At 69.8% G+C, this 15374-nt stretch carries 16 protein-coding genes and 1 pseudogene; 9 read left to right on the forward strand and 8 right to left on the reverse strand.

The window, feature by feature from the left end:
• Positions 1-86: 86 nt before the first annotated feature.
• On the forward strand, positions 87-1484 hold the full coding sequence (locus ACLJO0_RS22765) for a class II fumarate hydratase (RefSeq protein ID WP_410580435.1): 1398 nt from the start codon (positions 87-89) through the stop codon (positions 1482-1484).
• On the opposite strand, the gene ACLJO0_RS22770 is transcribed toward ACLJO0_RS22765, so the two are convergent.
• Positions 1481-2062: a TetR/AcrR family transcriptional regulator gene (locus ACLJO0_RS22770; protein WP_360120008.1), complete on the reverse strand. Its 582-nt coding sequence runs from the start codon at positions 2060-2062 to the stop codon at positions 1481-1483. The two genes, ACLJO0_RS22765 and ACLJO0_RS22770, sit on opposite strands and share 4 nt — an antisense overlap.
• A 43-nt stretch (positions 2063-2105) precedes the next feature.
• Here ACLJO0_RS22770 and ACLJO0_RS22775 point away from each other — a divergent pair, with 43 nt between their 5' ends.
• A complete protein-coding gene (locus tag ACLJO0_RS22775) occupies positions 2106-2561 on the forward strand; it encodes an SRPBCC family protein (protein ID WP_410580436.1) in 456 nt (151 codons plus the stop codon).
• Here the strand turns inward: ACLJO0_RS22775 and ACLJO0_RS22780 are convergent.
• A pseudogene (locus tag ACLJO0_RS22780) lies at positions 2559-3455 on the reverse strand (DMT family transporter); the annotation flags it as partial. The gene ACLJO0_RS22775 and the pseudogene ACLJO0_RS22780 overlap by 3 nt on opposite strands.
• 202 nt (positions 3456-3657) lie before the next feature.
• On the opposite strand from ACLJO0_RS22780, the gene ACLJO0_RS22785 reads away from it, so the two are divergent.
• Together ACLJO0_RS22785 and ACLJO0_RS22790 are read left to right on the forward strand one after the other, a co-directional pair.
• Complete coding sequence (locus ACLJO0_RS22785; RefSeq protein WP_410580437.1) at positions 3658-4500, forward strand: helix-turn-helix transcriptional regulator; 843 nt, start codon at positions 3658-3660, stop codon at positions 4498-4500.
• Between the two features lie 46 nt (positions 4501-4546).
• Positions 4547-6064, forward strand: coding sequence for an ATP-dependent DNA ligase (locus tag ACLJO0_RS22790; RefSeq protein ID WP_410580438.1), 1518 nt, complete (start codon positions 4547-4549; stop codon positions 6062-6064).
• 55 nt (positions 6065-6119) lie between these two features.
• On the opposite strand, the gene ACLJO0_RS22795 is transcribed toward ACLJO0_RS22790, so the two are convergent.
• The 3 genes from ACLJO0_RS22795 to ACLJO0_RS22805 form a co-directional block, all read right to left on the reverse strand.
• A complete protein-coding gene (locus ACLJO0_RS22795) occupies positions 6120-6497 on the reverse strand; it encodes a hypothetical protein (protein WP_125791894.1) in 378 nt (125 codons plus the stop codon).
• On the reverse strand, positions 6494-6835 hold the full coding sequence (locus ACLJO0_RS22800; protein ID WP_125789456.1) for a hypothetical protein: 342 nt from the start codon (positions 6833-6835) through the stop codon (positions 6494-6496). The genes ACLJO0_RS22795 and ACLJO0_RS22800 overlap by 4 nt, the downstream gene beginning before the upstream one ends.
• Before the next feature lie 180 nt (positions 6836-7015).
• Complete coding sequence (locus ACLJO0_RS22805) at positions 7016-7831, reverse strand: NBR1-Ig-like domain-containing protein (protein WP_410580439.1); 816 nt, start codon at positions 7829-7831, stop codon at positions 7016-7018.
• A 118-nt stretch (positions 7832-7949) separates the two neighbouring features.
• Here ACLJO0_RS22805 and ACLJO0_RS22810 point away from each other — a divergent pair, with 118 nt between their 5' ends.
• Entirely contained in the window at positions 7950-8705 is a 756-nt protein-coding gene (locus ACLJO0_RS22810; protein ID WP_410580440.1) for a Pr6Pr family membrane protein, read from the forward strand.
• On the opposite strand, the gene ACLJO0_RS22815 is transcribed toward ACLJO0_RS22810, so the two are convergent.
• Together ACLJO0_RS22815 and ACLJO0_RS22820 are read right to left on the reverse strand one after the other, a co-directional pair.
• Complete coding sequence (locus tag ACLJO0_RS22815) at positions 8649-9878, reverse strand: NADH:flavin oxidoreductase/NADH oxidase family protein (RefSeq protein ID WP_410580441.1); 1230 nt, start codon at positions 9876-9878, stop codon at positions 8649-8651. The genes ACLJO0_RS22810 and ACLJO0_RS22815 overlap by 57 nt on opposite strands.
• Positions 9879-9951: 73 nt before the next feature.
• Positions 9952-10308: a YybH family protein gene (locus tag ACLJO0_RS22820; RefSeq protein ID WP_410580714.1), complete on the reverse strand. Its 357-nt coding sequence runs from the start codon at positions 10306-10308 to the stop codon at positions 9952-9954.
• 9 nt (positions 10309-10317) lie between these two features.
• Here ACLJO0_RS22820 and ACLJO0_RS22825 point away from each other — a divergent pair, with 9 nt between their 5' ends.
• Complete coding sequence (locus ACLJO0_RS22825) at positions 10318-10722, forward strand: winged helix-turn-helix transcriptional regulator (protein WP_410580442.1); 405 nt, start codon at positions 10318-10320, stop codon at positions 10720-10722.
• Here ACLJO0_RS22825 and ACLJO0_RS22830 read toward each other — a convergent pair.
• A complete protein-coding gene (locus tag ACLJO0_RS22830) occupies positions 10708-11178 on the reverse strand; it encodes a DUF309 domain-containing protein (RefSeq protein WP_410580443.1) in 471 nt (156 codons plus the stop codon). The two genes, ACLJO0_RS22825 and ACLJO0_RS22830, sit on opposite strands and share 15 nt — an antisense overlap.
• Before the next feature lie 35 nt (positions 11179-11213).
• Here ACLJO0_RS22830 and ACLJO0_RS22835 point away from each other — a divergent pair, with 35 nt between their 5' ends.
• The 3 genes from ACLJO0_RS22835 to ACLJO0_RS22845 are packed head-to-tail and all read left to right on the forward strand — an operon-like array spanning position 11214 to position 15321.
• Complete coding sequence (locus ACLJO0_RS22835; RefSeq protein ID WP_410580444.1) at positions 11214-12653, forward strand: GuaB1 family IMP dehydrogenase-related protein; 1440 nt, start codon at positions 11214-11216, stop codon at positions 12651-12653.
• A gap of 32 nt (positions 12654-12685) precedes the next feature.
• A complete protein-coding gene (locus ACLJO0_RS22840; protein ID WP_410580445.1) occupies positions 12686-13726 on the forward strand; it encodes a glycosyltransferase family 2 protein in 1041 nt (346 codons plus the stop codon).
• On the forward strand, positions 13723-15321 hold the full coding sequence (locus ACLJO0_RS22845; RefSeq protein WP_410580446.1) for an alkaline phosphatase family protein: 1599 nt from the start codon (positions 13723-13725) through the stop codon (positions 15319-15321). The genes ACLJO0_RS22840 and ACLJO0_RS22845 overlap by 4 nt, the downstream gene beginning before the upstream one ends.
• Positions 15322-15374 lie beyond the last annotated feature (53 nt).

The following is a 15374-nucleotide window of genomic DNA, read 5'->3' on the forward strand; positions in this document are numbered from 1 at the left end:
GGCGTGATCGAGAACACATTCGATCCTAGCCCTCGCGTGCCGAAAGACACGGAGCGCGCCGGAGGTCCCTGCGCGAAACTTGAGGCATGGCTGAACAGGAATACCGGATCGAACACGACACCATGGGCGAGGTGCGCGTCCCCGTCGACGCCCTCTACCGCGCGCAGACGCAGCGCGCCGTCGAGAACTTCCCGATCTCCGGCCGGGGCCTGGAACGCGCCCAGATCCGCGCGCTCGGCCTGCTCAAGGCCGCGGCGGCGCGGGTCAACGCGCGGCTCGGCGTGCTGGACGCCGAGGTCGCCGAGGCCATCGCGAAGGCAGCCGACGAGGTCGCCGAGGGGAAGCACGACGCGCATTTCCCGATCGACGTGTTCCAGACGGGTTCCGGGACCTCGTCGAACATGAACGCCAACGAGGTCATCGCCACGCTCGCGTCGAAGGCGCTGGGCCGCGACGTGCACCCGAACGACCACGTCAACGCTTCGCAATCCTCCAACGACACCTTCCCGACGACGATCCACGTCGCCGCGACGGAGGCCGTGCTGTCCGACGTGATCCCGGCGCTGGAGTACCTGGCCGCCGCCATCGAGACGCGGGCGGCCGAGTGGGCGGACATCGTGAAGTCCGGCCGTACGCATCTGATGGACGCCGTCCCGATCACCTTCGGCCAGGAAGCGGGCGCGTGGGCGTCGCAGGTCCGGTTCGGTGTCGAGCGGCTGAAATCGGGTCTGCCGCGGCTCGGTGAACTGCCGATCGGCGGGACCGCGGTCGGTTCCGGGCTGAACGCGCCCGAGGGTTTCGGCGCGGCGGTCTCGCGGGAACTGGCTTCGGTGACCGGTCTTCCGCTGACCGAAGCGCGCGACCACTTCGAGGCGCAGGCGACGCAGGACAGCGTCGTCGAGACGTCCGGGCATCTGCGCACGGTCGCGGTGTCGCTGAACAAGATCGCGAACGACCTGCGCTGGCTGGGCTCCGGTCCGCGCACCGGGCTCGCCGAACTCGCGCTGCCGGATCTCCAGCCGGGTTCGTCGATCATGCCGGGCAAGGTGAATCCGGTGATCCCGGAGGCGACGCTGCAGGTGGTCGCCCAGGTGATCGGCAACGACGCGGCAGTCGCGTTCGCGGGCGCGGCGGGCAACTTCCAGCTCAACGTGAACCTGCCGGTGATCGCGCGCAACGTGCTCGAATCGGCGCGGCTGCTCGCGGCGGTCTCGCGTCTGCTGGCGGACAAGGTGTTCGCGGGCGTGACGGTGAACGCCGGCCGCTCGCGCGAGTACGCCGAGGGTTCGCCGTCGATCGTGACGCCGCTGAACAAGTACATCGGCTACGAAGAGGCCGCGGCCATCGCGAAGCAGGCCCTCAAGGAGCTGAAGACGATCCGCGAGGTCGTGATCGAACGCGGTCACGTCGCGAACGGCAAGCTCACCGAAGCCCAGCTGGACGAAGCCCTCGACGTGCTCCGCATGGCGCGCGGAGGTCGCTAAGCGCCGAGAGCGACCACAGCCGCGTGGAGCGGTGAGGCGAGCGAAGCCGCCAGCCCACCCGAAGGCGGTGTCTCGGTGAACAGGTGCAGCCACGTCAGCACCGGGCCGAGCAGGATCGCGTGCACGAGGGCCGGATCGGGCCGTCGCGAGAGTTCCCCTCTCGCGACGGCCCGGTCCAGCATCTGGACCAGATATCCGCGTTCGCGGCCGAGGAACACCTCGCCGAACCGCGCTTCCAGCACCGGATCCGCCCGGACGTCGGCGAGCAGCGAAGGCAGCGCCTGCCGCAGTTCCACACCGTCCAAAGAGGACTGGATCACTTCGAGGACCGCCGCCACGTCGCCCCGCAGCGAACCGGTGTCCGACGGCGGTTCGAGCTCGACGGGATGGATCACCGCGGCGAACACGAGTTCCGCCTTCGACCGCCATCGCCGGTACACCGCCGCCTTGCCGACCCCCGCCCGCGCCGCGACCGCGTCGATCGTGCAGCGCTGGTAACCGGTTTCGGTCAGCAGCGCCCGCACGGCCTCGCGGACCGCGTCGTCGATGCCCTCTTCCCTCGGCCTGCCTCTCGCCATGCCCACAGTTTACGAGACTGGCAGTTCCGTATATCGTCCGGGTATGACCTGGACCAGAACCTCCCGCGAAATCCTGCCCTGCCCGCCGTCCGCGCTCTGGGCGCCACTGGCCGATTTCGCCCGGTGGCCCGAGTGGGATCCCGACCTCGTCAGCGTCGAACTGCACGGTCCGGCCGACGTGGGATCGACCGGTTTCCTCGTACCGAACGGCTTCCGCGGCCGCGTGCACTCACGGGTCGCCGAGCCCTTCACGATCACGTCCCTGACCGAGCACCGCGAGATCGCCTTCCGCCAGCCCATTCCGCTCGGTGCCATGGATCTCGTGCTGAGCCTGACCGAGGTCGACGGCGGGACTGAGTTCGTCCAGAAGGTCACCTTCGGCGGGCCGCTGCGCGCGGTCATGGTCGCGATCATCGGCGGCGACGTCGTGAAGCACTTCGACGTCAAATGCGCCAGGCTCATCGAGCTCGCGGCGGCGCAGGCCGATCACGACGCCTGAAGACACCAGGGCGACCCCGATCACTTGGGAGAAGCGGAACTCCTGCATGCCGAGCAGGAGCGAGACGGCGAGCCCGGAGACCGGCATCAGCCCCACCAGCACCCCGGCCCTGTCCGCGCCCAGCATCGAAACCGCCGAGTACCAAAGAAGAAACGCGATCGCCGTGACGACGACCGTCAGATAGCCGAGCGCGATCAGTTCACGCCCGTCCGGCCACGCCCAGGCGCCGGACGGGTCGGCGATCGTGCCGACGACGGCGCCGCCGGCCCCCGCGGCGAAACACCCCCAAGTCGCGGTCGCCAACGGCCCGAGCCTTTCGAGCACGCCAACGGCCAGCAGCGTGAACAGCGCTTCGCACACCATCGCGAGCGCCGCGAGCACCAGTCCTTGCCAGCGCGCCGCGCCCCCGCCGGACAGCACGGCGATCCCGAGCCCGGCGAGCACCGCCCCGGTCACCGGCGCCCACGACGGCCGTTTCCCCTTGGCCAGCGGTCCGGCGAGCGCGAGCACGAGCGGCGTGCCGCCGAGGAACGCCGCCACCAAGCCCGGTTCGGCGTAACGCTGCGCGTACAGCAGGCACGCCTGGAACCCGATCATCCCGGTCGCCGCCAGGGCGATCAGCGACGGCACGTCGCGCGCCCCCGGCAACGGCAGCGGACGTCCGCTCAGCCGCGCCCACGCCAGCAGGAGGAGTCCTGCCAGCGCGTACCGCAGCGCCTGTCCGGCGATCACCGGGTAGCCGTCGAGCATCCCCGTCACCGGCACGGACGCGCCGACGATCAGCACCCCCAGTACGCCGATCGTCACGCCTCTTCGTTCGTTGTCCATCCCCTGACGATGCCCACTCTTTGGCCCAAACCGAAGAGCCAAATCACCCTGGCTTGGCAGAACCATAAGTCGGCCGAGGGGGTGGGCTGGGGCGCAAGTCCGTCGCCACGTTCACCTCAGACACACCGGCAATCACAGCGATTGCGCGTGAAGGCCCCTTCCCTCGGCTCAGCCGAGAAAACTCGACCTTCCGTGACTTGCGGCCACGACCAGCCTGGGTCTGCCAGGACCAGGCACGCACCCCGCCCGATCCGGGATACTCGACGGCATGACCGAGACGGCCGAACTGGGCGATTTCCTCAAGGCACGCAGGGCCGCGCTGGACCCGGCGGATCTCGGCCTGCCGACGGGGTTCAACCAGCGGCGGGTCGCCGGGCTGCGGCGTGAGGAGCTGGCGCAGCTGGCCGGGATCAGCGTCGACTACTACACGCGGCTGGAGCAGGGGCGGGCGCGCAACGTGTCCGATTCCGTCCTCGAATCGCTGAGCCGGGCGTTGCGGCTGCACCGCGACGAGGAGACCTACCTGCGCAATCTGGCCGCCCCGAAACGCAAACGCGTCGCGCGGCCGAAGGCGCGGCGGATCCGGCCGGAGCTCCAGCTGATGCTGAACGCGATCCAGTCCCCGGCGCTCATGTTCGACCGCTACGGAGACGTGCTGGCCTGGAATTCGCTCGGGACCGCGCTTTCGTTCGACTTCGCCGCGCTCCCGGCGGGCGAGCGCAACATCCCGAAGATGTTCTTCCTCGACGAACGCGCCCGCGAGCTGCACCCGGAGTGGGGAACCGTGGCGAAGGAGATCGTGGCGAACCTGCGCTCCGAGGCCGGGAAGTATCCGGACGATCCGTACTTCGCCCAGCTGGTCGGCGAACTCTCCCTCGGCAGCGAGGCGTTCCGGAAGCTGTGGGCGACGCAAACCGTGCGCGAGAAGGCGCACGCGTGGAAGGTCGTGATCAACCCGGTCGTGGGTGAACTCCGGCTGCGCTACGAGACGCTGCGGCTGCCCGACGATCCGGGCCAGGCCCTGGTGATCTACACCGCCGAGCCCGGCTCCGACAGCGAACGCGCGCTCCGCCTGCTCGCCAGCTGGGTCGCCGATCCCGCGCATACCTGAGCCCGCTCGCCTCGAAACTGTCGGTGCCCGGGGTCATGATGGACTCATGTTGCTCACGGCGGTGGTGGCCGCGTCGGCCGAACTGGCCGCCACGAGGTCCAGGAAGGCGAAGATCGCCACCCTGGCCGCGGTACTGCGTGCCGCGGGCGAGCTGGAACTGCCCGCGGTCATCGCGTTCCTCACCGGGCAGCCGACGCAGGGCCGCATCGGCGCCGGCTGGCGGACGCTGGCCGAGCTGAAGACGGCCCCGGCGGCCGAGCCGTCGTTGACCGTGGCCGAGGTCGACACGGCGCTCGGCACGGTGGGGGCGGCGTCGGGTTCGGGGTCGGTGAAGCTGCGCGCGGAGACGTTGCGGACGTTGTTCGGCAAGATGACCAAGGACGAGCAGGACTTCCTGATCCGGCTGCTCACCGGCGAGCTGCGGCAGGGCGCGCTCGAAGGGATCATGGTGGACGCCATCGCGGCGGCGGCCGAGATCCCGGCCGAGGACGTCCGGCGGGCGTTCATGCTGTCCGGGCAGCTGCCGGTGACGGGCCTGGCGGCCATGGCAGGCGGCCAGGAGCGGCTGGCGGAGTTCAAACTGGCCTTGGGCAGGCCGATCCGGCCGATGCTGGCTTCCCCGGCGGAGTCTCTGGACGAGGCGATCACCGAACACGCCGAGGCGATCGTCGAGTACAAAATGGACGGTGCGCGGATCCAGGTCCACCGCGACGGCGACGAGGTGCACATCTACACGCGGACGCTGCGGGAGATCACCGGCAGCGTCGGCGAGCTGGTGGATCTCGTGCGCTCCCTGCCCTGCACGTCGGTGGTGCTCGACGGCGAGACGCTGGCCCTGACCGACGACGGCAGGCCGAGGCCGTTCCAGGAGACGATGAGCCGGTTCGGCAGCAGCCGCGAGGAGCAGGTCAAGGCGCTGCTGCTGCGGCCGTACTTCTTCGACTGCCTGCACCTCGACGGCGTCGATCTGCTGGACGCGCCCCTGTCCGAACGGAACGTCGCCCTGCGGCAGGTCGCGGGCGAGCACGTCATCCCCGGCGAGATCGCGCCCGCCTCGGCCGAGAGCGTGCTCGACGCGGCGATGGCCGCCGGGCACGAGGGCGTGATGGTCAAGGACCTCGCGTCGCCGTACGCGGCGGGCCGCCGCGGGCGCGCTTGGCTCAAGGTGAAACCGGTGCACACGATCGACCTCGTCGTGCTCGCCGCGGAATGGGGGCACGGCAGGCGCACCGGCACGCTGTCGAACCTGCATCTCGGCGCCCGCGACCCCGACGGCGGGCCGCCGATCATGGTCGGCAAGACGTTCAAGGGCATGACCGACGAGCTGCTGGCCTGGCAGACGAAGACGTTCCAGGAGATCGAGACCCACCGCACGGACTGGGTGGTGCACGTACGGCCGGAGCTCGTCGTCGAAATCGAACTCGACGGGGCTCAGGTGAGCACGCGGTATCCGGGCGGGCTGGCGCTGCGCTTCGCGCGCGTCGTGCGCTACCGGCCGGACAAGGAGGCCGCCGACGCCGACACCATCGACACCGTCCGCGGCCTCCTCAAACCCGGCAATTAGTCACCTACTTGCGATCCTTGCGTGTGCACCGACCGCAAGCAGGTGACGAATTGCGTCAGTAGCAGCGGTCCGAAGAGATCCGGTAGGTGTAGTTGTTCGAGAGGTTGGAGGTCACCTCGAACCGGATCTTGTGATACACCGGCGGCTCCCCGAGCACGCCGTGTTTGACCGTGCGCTCCTTGCCGGGCGCGATGGCCCCGCTCCAGAGGCCCTTGTCGAAGACGTCGTCGATGATCTGGACGAGCATTCCCCGGTAGTCGTGGTTGTGCACGGTGATGTCGATGCTCTGCCCCGCGCTCACCTCGACGACCTTCGTCTTCCCGCCCATCAGCGGTCCGCCCTCGCAGACCTTCGACGCCGCCGAGGCGGACGGTGCCATCAACAGGGTGCCGGCCAGCGCGACCGGGACGACGGCGAACAGCTTCTTCTTCATCGGTTCCCCACAACGGTCTTGACGACATTGGACTGGACGGCCAGGTCGAGGCCGAATTTCATGTTCCCGCCGCAATAGGCCTTCTCGCCGTTCTTGAAATGCACCGTCAGATCCCCTGCGCATTCGAAGACCTTGACGTCCCAGGTGCGCGTGCCCGGTTTCAGGCAGATCGCGTCCTTTCCGGCCCGGCGCATCCAGCCGTGGTAGCCGGATTCGCAGGTAATGATCGGATCACTGCCCGAAGCGGGCGCCGGAGCCGCCTGTGCGGCGGTGGCCGGCAGGAGCGCCACGGTGAGCGCGGCCCCGGCCAGTGCGGCGACCTTGACGTACGGACGCATGGATTCCCTTTCCGCAAATAATGTGAGAGTGTTTCGGAAAACCCCCATCCGGAATTCCCGGACGCCGATGACGTTAAAGGCGCCCGAAGCCGCCCGGGAAGCGATTCACGGCCGCGAAATGGCCATAGCCGGGGAATCGATGTCCACGCAGGTCAGCGCATTGGCCACCGGGCCGGAAGGTCAAATGACGCGAACAGAGAAGAACACGGCGCGGGTGTTCGGCAGCAGGATATGGCCCTGTTCGTCGGCCATCTTCCAGTACACCTGACAGTGCCCGGGCTTGTCGGGCGCGCGCACCTCGACGGAGACACGGACACGCTCGCCGGGCGCGGTCTGCGGGACGGGTACGCGTTCGGGCGTGCCGCATTCGCCGGGGTTCCCGAAGGAGCCGGCGCGGACCAGATAGCGGCCGACCCATCCGACCGTTCCCGCGTTGCGGAATTCCCAGGTCTTCACGAAGGTCGACCCGGCCGCGACCTCGCTGCCGTCGGGCACGGTCACGTCGGCGACGAACTCCGACGCGTCGCCTGCCGGAGCGGCGGGCTCGGCACCGAACGGGGCGGCGAAGACGAACACGAGCGCCGCGACGAGGACGAGTGCCACGGCTCCGGCGAGGACGAACGCCGTCCGGCGCGAACGCTCCGGAGCGGGGGCGGGTCCGGGTCCGGCGGTCAGCGCGTCCCGCGCGCGTTCCCATTCGCCGCGCCACTCGTGGCGGACCTCGTCCTCGTCACGGCCGAGCACCCCGGCGGCCAGCACACGGACGAACTCCCACGACGTTTCCCAGCTGGGCAGACGTTCTCCGCGGGCGGCGGCCGAAAGCGCCGACTTCGAAGCGAGTGCGCCGTACTCGTCGCGCATCCGATCGTAGGAAGGGTCACCGGCAGCCCGTTTCAGCTCCCACAGCCGCCGCGCGAACTCGGCGACGGGTCCGCTGTCCTCCGCCGGACCCCGCGCGACCCGTCCGCGGCGTCCGGGCCTCCGCTCGACGTCCATCGGTTTCCACGATATGACCCACCGGCCGGGAAGTCCCGGCGGCGTTCCGCCCCCGATCGAGTGGCGGCGTGCGGTGGTGACGGGACGTCTCCACCCGATCACCCATAAGGTAGGTGGAATGCAGGCTTCCAAGATCGCGCGTGCCTGGTTCGGCGCGACGGCGCTGGTGGTGTTCGCCGGTCTCGCCGCCCAGATCCCGGTGTCCGCGGGCACCACCGGCGGCACCTTCCACACCCCGGCCGGGCGGGTGGCCAACCTGCTGGCCTTCTTCACCATCGACTCGAACATCCTGGTCGGCGTCGGCAGCCTGCTGCTCGCGCTCGGCGTCGCGGGCCGGTCGACCCTGTTCGGCGTGCTGCGGCTCACCGGCCTCGTCGGCATCACCGTGACCGGGGTCGTCTTCCAGGTCGCGCTCGCCGATCTCTACGAACTGCACGGCTGGGCCGTCTTCGCCGACACGATGCTGCACAAGGTGTCGCCGCTGATGTGCGTCGCGGGCTGGCTGCTGTTCGGCCCGCGCGGCCAGTTGTCGTGGCGGGTGCTGTCGTGGTCGCTGCTGTACCCGCTGGGCTGGCTCGCGGTCACGCTGGTGCGCGGCGCGATCATCGGGTTCTACCCGTACCCGTTCGTCGACCCCGGAATCAACAGCTACGGCGGTGTCGCGTTCAACTGCGTGCTGATCGGTGTGCTGTTCATCGGCCTCGCGGCGGCCGCGGTCGGCTTCGACCGCACGTTCAGCCGCAAGGAGGAAGTCGACGAGAATTGGGACTGGGAGCGCAGCTCCTCCGTTGAGGGCGGCGGCGGGGGCATGGATGGATTAGCCCCGGACCCGCCGGAAGGCGTTGAGCGGATCCGCGACGCCGGCACGTACTAGCGTCCGGACCGCGCCGAGCCGCCGGTCCACCGGTTTCCCGGCGGCCACCCGGTGCATCTGCTGGGTGTGCCACTGGATTTCGAGCAGGCTGTCGGCCAGCCGGATGCCGGTCTTCGGGGCCGTGCGCTGGGCGCGGACGTCCTCGCCGCCCAGCAGGCGGCCGGGCAGTGCCGGGTCGACGATCAACGGCCTGCCGAGCCCGATGACGTCCAGCGAGCCGGAGCGCAGCGCGTCCGCCATTCCCGCCGGGCTGGTGAAGCCGCCGGTGACCATCAACGCGACGTCGGTGATCTGGCGCGCTTTCGCGGCGTAGTCGAGGAAGTAAGCCTCGCGGCTTGCGGTGCTCGACTTGGCCGGCCCCATCATCGCGGCCTTCTCGTAGGTGCCGCCAGAGACTTCCAGCAGGTCGATACCGGCTTCACCCAGTTCGCGGACGACTTCGAGCGATTCCTCCTCGCTGAACCCGCCGCGCTGGAAGTCCGCGCTGTTGAGTTTGACCGCGATCGGCACGGCGTCGCCGACCTCGGCACGCACACGGGCGACGACTTCCAGCAGGAACCGCCTCCGCCGGAGGGCGTCGCCACCCCAGCCGTCGGTGCGCCGGTTGGTCAGCGGTGAGAGGAACTGCGAGACGAGGTAGCCGTGCGCGCCGTGGATCTGGACACCGGCGAATCCGGCGTCGACGACGGTCCGCGCGGCCACGCCGAACCGGTCGACGATGGCCTCGATCTCGTCACCGGTCAGTGCCCGCGGCGTCGCGAACACCGAGCGGATGCCGCGGTCGCCGAACGGCACCGCCGACGGCGCGACCGGCTGACGGGACAGGAAACGCGGGCTCTGCCTGCCGGGATGGTTGAGCTGGACCCACAACCGGGCCTCGGTCCCGTCCGCCGACCGTGCCCACGGCTTGAATTCGGTGGCGGCCGGTTCCCGGGGCACCGCGACGTTGCGCGGTTCGCCGAGCGCGGTCGGATCGACCTGGACGTTGCCGGTGATCAGCGTGCCGGCGCCGCCGCGCGACCACGTCCGGTACAGCTCGGCCAGTTCGGCGGTGGGCCGGTTGCGGCGGTCGCCGAGCTGTTCGCTCAACGCGGCCTTGGCCAGCCGGTTCGGCAGGATCGCGCCGCACCGCAGTTTCAGCGGCTCGGCCAGCAGTTCCTTGGGCTCGCTCATCGCGCTTTCTCCCGCCGTTACCTACTGAGCAGTATCCCTACTCGAAGTAACATACTCGCGGTATGTCGAGTGCTCAAGGTGCGCCGACTCCGAAGGGATTGTCGATCACGTAGCGCCAGAACCCGTCCTCGCCACGTCGAGCGACGTCGGTGGCCGTCGCCGCGAGATGCCCTTCGATGACCCAGTCGACGATCAGCAAGGCCAGGTCACCCGCCACGTGCACCTGGCGCGGAGTGACCTTGATGGGCTGCCCGAGCGCGAGGATCCCGCCGTTCGCGGAGCGGCGTTCCGCGCCGGTCACCCGCACCCCGTCCCGGCGGACGAACACGGCGTCCGGCTCGTAGACCGTGTCGAGGATTTCGGCGGAGCCGGTGTTGAAGGCGGCCTGGAAGACGAAGGGATGTTCGGCCACGTCAGCGGTCAAAGGCACACTGGAGGAATGCGTCATGCGGACAGCGAAACCGACCGCGAAGCAGGTCACCAAACGGAAACCTTCGACGGCGAACTCGTCCCGGACGCCCGCGGCCGCACCAGTCGGCCCGAGCCGGACTGTCCCGTCGAGGTCGCGCTCGCCGCGATTTCGGGCCGGTGGACGACGCTCGTGCTGCGGGAACTCATGGGCGGGGCGCGGTCCTTCAGCGACCTTCGCGCGGCGTTGCCCGACCTGTCCGCGAAGGTGCTGACTGAACGTCTCGGCGATCTGACCGCGCGACGCCTCGCCGTCCGCGAGGAGCTGCCGGGCTTCCCGAGCCGGACCAGCTACCGGCTCACGCCGGCGGGATTGGCCCTGCGGCCGCTGCTGATCGAGCTGTATCGCTCGGGCTCGGCGCTACTGGCCGAGTAAGCGCGGCGCGACCGGCTCCACCTGGGCACGCGCCTTCACCGCTTCGGCCATCTCCCGCGCCCAAACCTGCAGGCCGGGGATGTCGATCCCGTGCGTCCGGGCCTCGCGGAACGGCTCGATGTTGTCCGCGCCACGCTCCAGCAGCGAGACCGCGCCGTTCCCGTTCCCCCTGGCCACGTGGGTCAGGCCCACGGCGAGCTGCGCGAGGCCGCGCCACAGCTCCCGTTCCGGCCCGTCGGTGGTCTTCCACGCGTCCTCGAACACCTCGTGCGCGTGGAACGGGCGGCCCGCGTCGAGCAGGCGCTGGGCCTCGGAGATGGTGTCCTCGGGGCTCCGTTCGATGCCCTCGGGCTGGCGCTCGACACCGTCGGCGCCGTACGGGAGCGGCCTGCCGAGGCCGTCTCGCGGGCGCGCGTTACGGGCTCGTCCGGTTTCGTCACGGTCCCGGTCGGTCATGCCGACATTGTCCCACGCGGGTATCCTGGGGCCTCGTGCGCTTTCTCGACGGGCATCGGCCCGCTCACGACCTGACCTACGACGACGTGTTCCTCTTGCCGAACCGGTCGGACGTGGAGTCCCGCTTCGACGTCGACTTGTCCACTGTGGACGGCACCGGCGCGACGATCCCGATCGTGGTGGCCAATATGACCGCCGTCGCCGGTCGCCGGATGGCCGAAACGGTCGCCCGGCGCGGCGGGCTCGTGGTTCTGCCGCAGGACGTCGACGTGGCCGCGGTCGCCGACATCGTCACCTGGGTCAAGGGCCGTCACACCGTGTGGGACACCCCGCTCGTGCTGACCGGCGGGGACGCGGTGGCCGACGCGCTGAACCTGGTCGGCAAACGCGCCCACGGCGCCGTCGTCGTGGTGGACGAGGACGGCAAGCCCGTCGGCGTCGTCGACGAAGCGGCCTGCGCCGGTGTCGACCGCTTCGCGCGGCTGGCCGACGTCGCGGAGCCCGCGGTCGTCACGGTGCCCCTGAACACTCCGCCGCGTGAGGTGTTCGAGCGTCTGCACGATCACGGCGGCCGTCTCGCGCTCGGCATCGACGAGAACGGCAGGCTCGCCGGCGTCCTGACCGAGATCGCGGCGCTGCGCGCGGAGATCTACACCCCGGCCGTCGACGACAACGGCAGCCTGCGCGTCGCCGCCGCGATCGGCGTGAACGGCGACGTCGCGGCGAAGGCCGAGGCCGTCCTCGCGGCAGGCGTCGACGTGCTGGTCGTCGACACCGCGCACGGCCACCAGGAGAAGATGATCTCCGCGCTCAAGGCCGTCCGTTCGGTGAACCCGCGGGTCCCGGTGGTCGCCGGGAACGTGGTCACCGCGGAGGGCACCCGCGACCTGATCCACGCGGGCGCGGACGTCGTCAAGGTCGGCGTCGGCCCCGGCGCCATGTGCACCACCCGGATGATGACCGGCGTCGGCCGCCCGCAGTTCTCCGCCGTCGCCGAATGCGCGGCCGCGGCCCGTGAACTGGGTAAACACGTCTGGGCGGACGGCGGCGTGCGGCATCCGCGCGACGTCGCGCTCGCGCTGGCCGCCGGCGCTTCCGCGGCCATGGTCGGCTCGTGGTTCGCCGGCACCCACGAATCCCCCGGCGACCTGCGCTACGACGAGCGGGGCAAGCCGTACAAGGAATCGTTCGGCATGGCGTCGAAGCGCGCCGTCGGCGCCCGCACGCGCACGGACAACGTCTTCGAACGCGCCAAGAAGGGCCTGTTCGAAGAGGGCATCTCGGCCTCGCGGATGGCGCTGGACCCGGCCCGCCCCGGCGTCGAAGACCTGCTCGACTCCATCGGCTCCGGTGTCCGGTCGGCTTGCACGTACGCGGGCGCGCGAACGCTGGAGGAATTCCACGAGCGCGCGCTGCTCGGGATCCAGTCCGCCGCGGGCTTCGCGGAAGGACGGCCGCTGCCGTCGGGCTGGTGATCCGAAGCACCTGAAGCACTAGGGTGCACCGGGTGAGACGCCTGAGACGGATCGTGGCGGCGGCGCTGGATCGCCGCCACGCGGAAAACGGGGAAATCGCCGCACTACGGTCCGCGATCGCGGACCAGGCCGCCGAAATCCAGCGGCTGCGCGCGGTGCTGGAACACCACAACGCCTGGCTCGAGGATCACGGCGGGGCCTTGCGCGACGGCGACGCGCGCACCACCACCGTCGAAGCCAGGCAAGCCGCTCTCGACACGCGGCAGGAAGCCCTCGACGGCTGGCTGAAAAGCCATGACACCGCCTTCGAAGGCCTGCATCTCCGGGCCGGAAGTCTCGAAGCCGCTCGCGACGTCCGCACGTTCACGCATTGGCTCGATCAGCACGAACTCCGGGCCACACCGAAGATTTCGATCGTCCTGCCGACGCACGACCGGGCCGCGCTGCTGCCCCGCGCCGTCGCTTCGGTGCGGGCGCAACGCTATCCGCACTGGGAACTGGTGATCGTCGACGACGCCAGTTCGGATGCCACGCCCAAGGTGATCGCCGGTTTCGAAGACCCACGGATCCGGTCGATCCGGGTCGAACACGGCGGCGTCTGCGCCGCCCGCAACGCCGGGCTCGCCGAGGTCACCGGGGACGTGGTCGCCTACCTCGACGACGACAACACCCTGCATCCGTTGTGGCTCAAGGCCTTGGGCTGGGCGTTCGGCGAGCATCCGGAGATCACGGCGGCCTACGGCGGCTTCGTCATCGACGACATCGGCGGCCTGCCGGAGCTGTTCTTGCGGCGCTACGACCGGGAAACGCTGCTGCGGGAGAACCTCGCCGACATCGGCGCCGTCGCGCACCGGGCGGGTCTTCCCGAGGCCCGGTTCGACGAGTCGCTGGTCGAGATGGGCGACTGGGATCTGCTCCTGGCGCTGACCGCGGAGCGCGAACCCTTGGTCGTCCCGGCGATCTCCTGCTACTACACGACGACTTCCGGGGACCGGCTCTCCCACGGGCCGACCTACGACGACGACTTCGCCGCCATCCGCCGCAAGCATTCAGGACCGGAGCACCGATCATGACCGAACCCGCCAAGATCCTCGTGGTCGCGCTCGACGCCTGCGACCCCGGCACGATCCGCGATCTCGCCGCGGCGGGCGAGGTGCCGACGTTGGCGCGGCTGCTCGAAACCAGCGCTTCGGCGACCACGCACAACCCCTACGGCTTGTTCGTCGGCTCGCTGTGGAGCAGTTTCTTCACCGCGCGCACCGCCGCGCGGACCGGATTCCACTGCTGGGAAGAGGTCGACACCAAGACCTACGAACGGCGGCTGACCAGCCCGCTGGAAATCCGGGGCACGCCGTTCTGGGAGACGCTTTCCGAAGCCGGGAAACGCGTCGCCGTACTCGACGTCCCGCATTCCCGTGCGGACAAACCGCTCAACGGGGTCATGGTGAGCGAGTACGCCTGCCACGACCGGCATTTCGGCTTCCACACTTCACCGCCGGAGCTGGCGAAGGAGATCGAAGCCGACATCGGACTCACGCCCATCCTCACCGCCGAGCCCGATCTGGTCCGCGACTGGGCACCGGACGACTACCTTCACCGCGAAGGTCCACATCGGACACCTGACGAGGAGCGCGCGCTGACCCACGGCCTCGTCGCCGGGATCGGGCAGAAGACGCAGGTGTCGACGAAACTGCTCGCCGAAGGTGACTGGGATCTTTTCCTTTCGGTGTACGGGGAATCCCACAGCATCGGCCATCAGCAATGGCATCTGCACGATCCCGCGCACCGCGACCACGACTTCACGCTCGCGACCGAACTGGACCCGATCCGCTCGGTCTACCGGAGCCTCGACGACGCGATCGGCGGACATCTCGCACTGGCCGGACCGGACACGACGGTCTTCGTGCTGCTGAGCCACGGCATGGGACCACGGTACGAGGGAAGCCATCTGCTGCACGAAATCCTGCGGCTTCTCGACACGGTGGAGACCGAAGGGCTGCGCGGCGGCGGCGCGATGACGCTGGCCAAACGCGCCTACTCCGCGCTCCCCGGTCCTTTGCGGACGAAACTGGCGTCGACCGCGATGCCGGTGCTGCGCAAGCGGCTCGCGGCGGCCCCGCTGCCCGCGGTGCCGAACTGGGCGACCGCCGAACAGCGATCGAAGCAGCGGTTCTACCTGTCTCCCAACAACTTCGTCTTCGGCGGGGTACGGATCAACCTGGCGGGCCGCGAACCGCACGGCGTCGTCCAGCCCGGCGCGGAGTACGAGGCCGTCTGCGAGCAGCTGACCGAAGACCTGCTCTCACTGGTGAACGTCGCGACCGGGAAGCCGGTCGTGCGCGAGGTTTCCCGCACGAGCGACCACTACGACCGCGAAGCCGACGACACCCTGCCGGATCTGCTCATCGACTGGGCCCGCACCGGTCCGATCGAGACGGTCTGGTCGCCCAAAACCGGCGTCGTCTACGGCCCGGACGAGCATTGGCGCACGGGAGACCACCGGCCGGACGGGCTCCTCCTCGCCAGCGGGCCCGGTTTCGAACCGGGCGCGAAACTGCCGGACCTGGACGTCGTCGACCTGGGCGCGACGCTTTCGGCCATGCTCGGCGTCGAACTCACCGACGACGTGGACGGACGGCCGCTCCCCTGGGCGAACCCGGTCACCTAGCCGCCATGAAAGGTCCTTTCCTTGCAAAATTTGCAAGGAAAGGACCTTTCATG

Source organism: Amycolatopsis sp. lyj-108 (genome assembly GCF_046549005.1).
In the GTDB taxonomy this organism is placed as follows: Bacteria; Actinomycetota; Actinomycetes; order Mycobacteriales; family Pseudonocardiaceae; genus Amycolatopsis.

What these genes read in the sequence shown, in the direction of transcription:
- ACLJO0_RS22770 (WP_360120008.1), bottom strand. Translation starts at nt 2,062, where the DNA reads ATGGCGAGAGGCAGGCCGAGGGAAGAGGGCATCGACGACGCGGTCCGC.
- ACLJO0_RS22805 (WP_410580439.1), bottom strand. Translation starts at nt 7,831, where the DNA reads ATGGACGTCGAGCGGAGGCCCGGACGCCGCGGACGGGTCGCGCGGGGT.
- ACLJO0_RS22790 (WP_410580438.1), top strand. Translation starts at nt 4,547, where the DNA reads ATGTTGCTCACGGCGGTGGTGGCCGCGTCGGCCGAACTGGCCGCCACG.
- ACLJO0_RS22825 (WP_410580442.1), top strand. Translation starts at nt 10,318, where the DNA reads ATGCGTCATGCGGACAGCGAAACCGACCGCGAAGCAGGTCACCAAACG.
- ACLJO0_RS22800 (WP_125789456.1), bottom strand. Translation starts at nt 6,835, where the DNA reads ATGCGTCCGTACGTCAAGGTCGCCGCACTGGCCGGGGCCGCGCTCACC.
- ACLJO0_RS22775 (WP_410580436.1), top strand. Translation starts at nt 2,106, where the DNA reads ATGACCTGGACCAGAACCTCCCGCGAAATCCTGCCCTGCCCGCCGTCC.
- ACLJO0_RS22765 (WP_410580435.1), top strand. Translation starts at nt 87, where the DNA reads ATGGCTGAACAGGAATACCGGATCGAACACGACACCATGGGCGAGGTG.
- ACLJO0_RS22815 (WP_410580441.1), bottom strand. Translation starts at nt 9,878, where the DNA reads ATGAGCGAGCCCAAGGAACTGCTGGCCGAGCCGCTGAAACTGCGGTGC.
- ACLJO0_RS22830 (WP_410580443.1), bottom strand. Translation starts at nt 11,178, where the DNA reads ATGACCGACCGGGACCGTGACGAAACCGGACGAGCCCGTAACGCGCGC.
- ACLJO0_RS22795 (WP_125791894.1), bottom strand. Translation starts at nt 6,497, where the DNA reads ATGAAGAAGAAGCTGTTCGCCGTCGTCCCGGTCGCGCTGGCCGGCACC.
- ACLJO0_RS22785 (WP_410580437.1), top strand. Translation starts at nt 3,658, where the DNA reads ATGACCGAGACGGCCGAACTGGGCGATTTCCTCAAGGCACGCAGGGCC.
- ACLJO0_RS22810 (WP_410580440.1), top strand. Translation starts at nt 7,950, where the DNA reads ATGCAGGCTTCCAAGATCGCGCGTGCCTGGTTCGGCGCGACGGCGCTG.
- ACLJO0_RS22845 (WP_410580446.1), top strand. Translation starts at nt 13,723, where the DNA reads ATGACCGAACCCGCCAAGATCCTCGTGGTCGCGCTCGACGCCTGCGAC.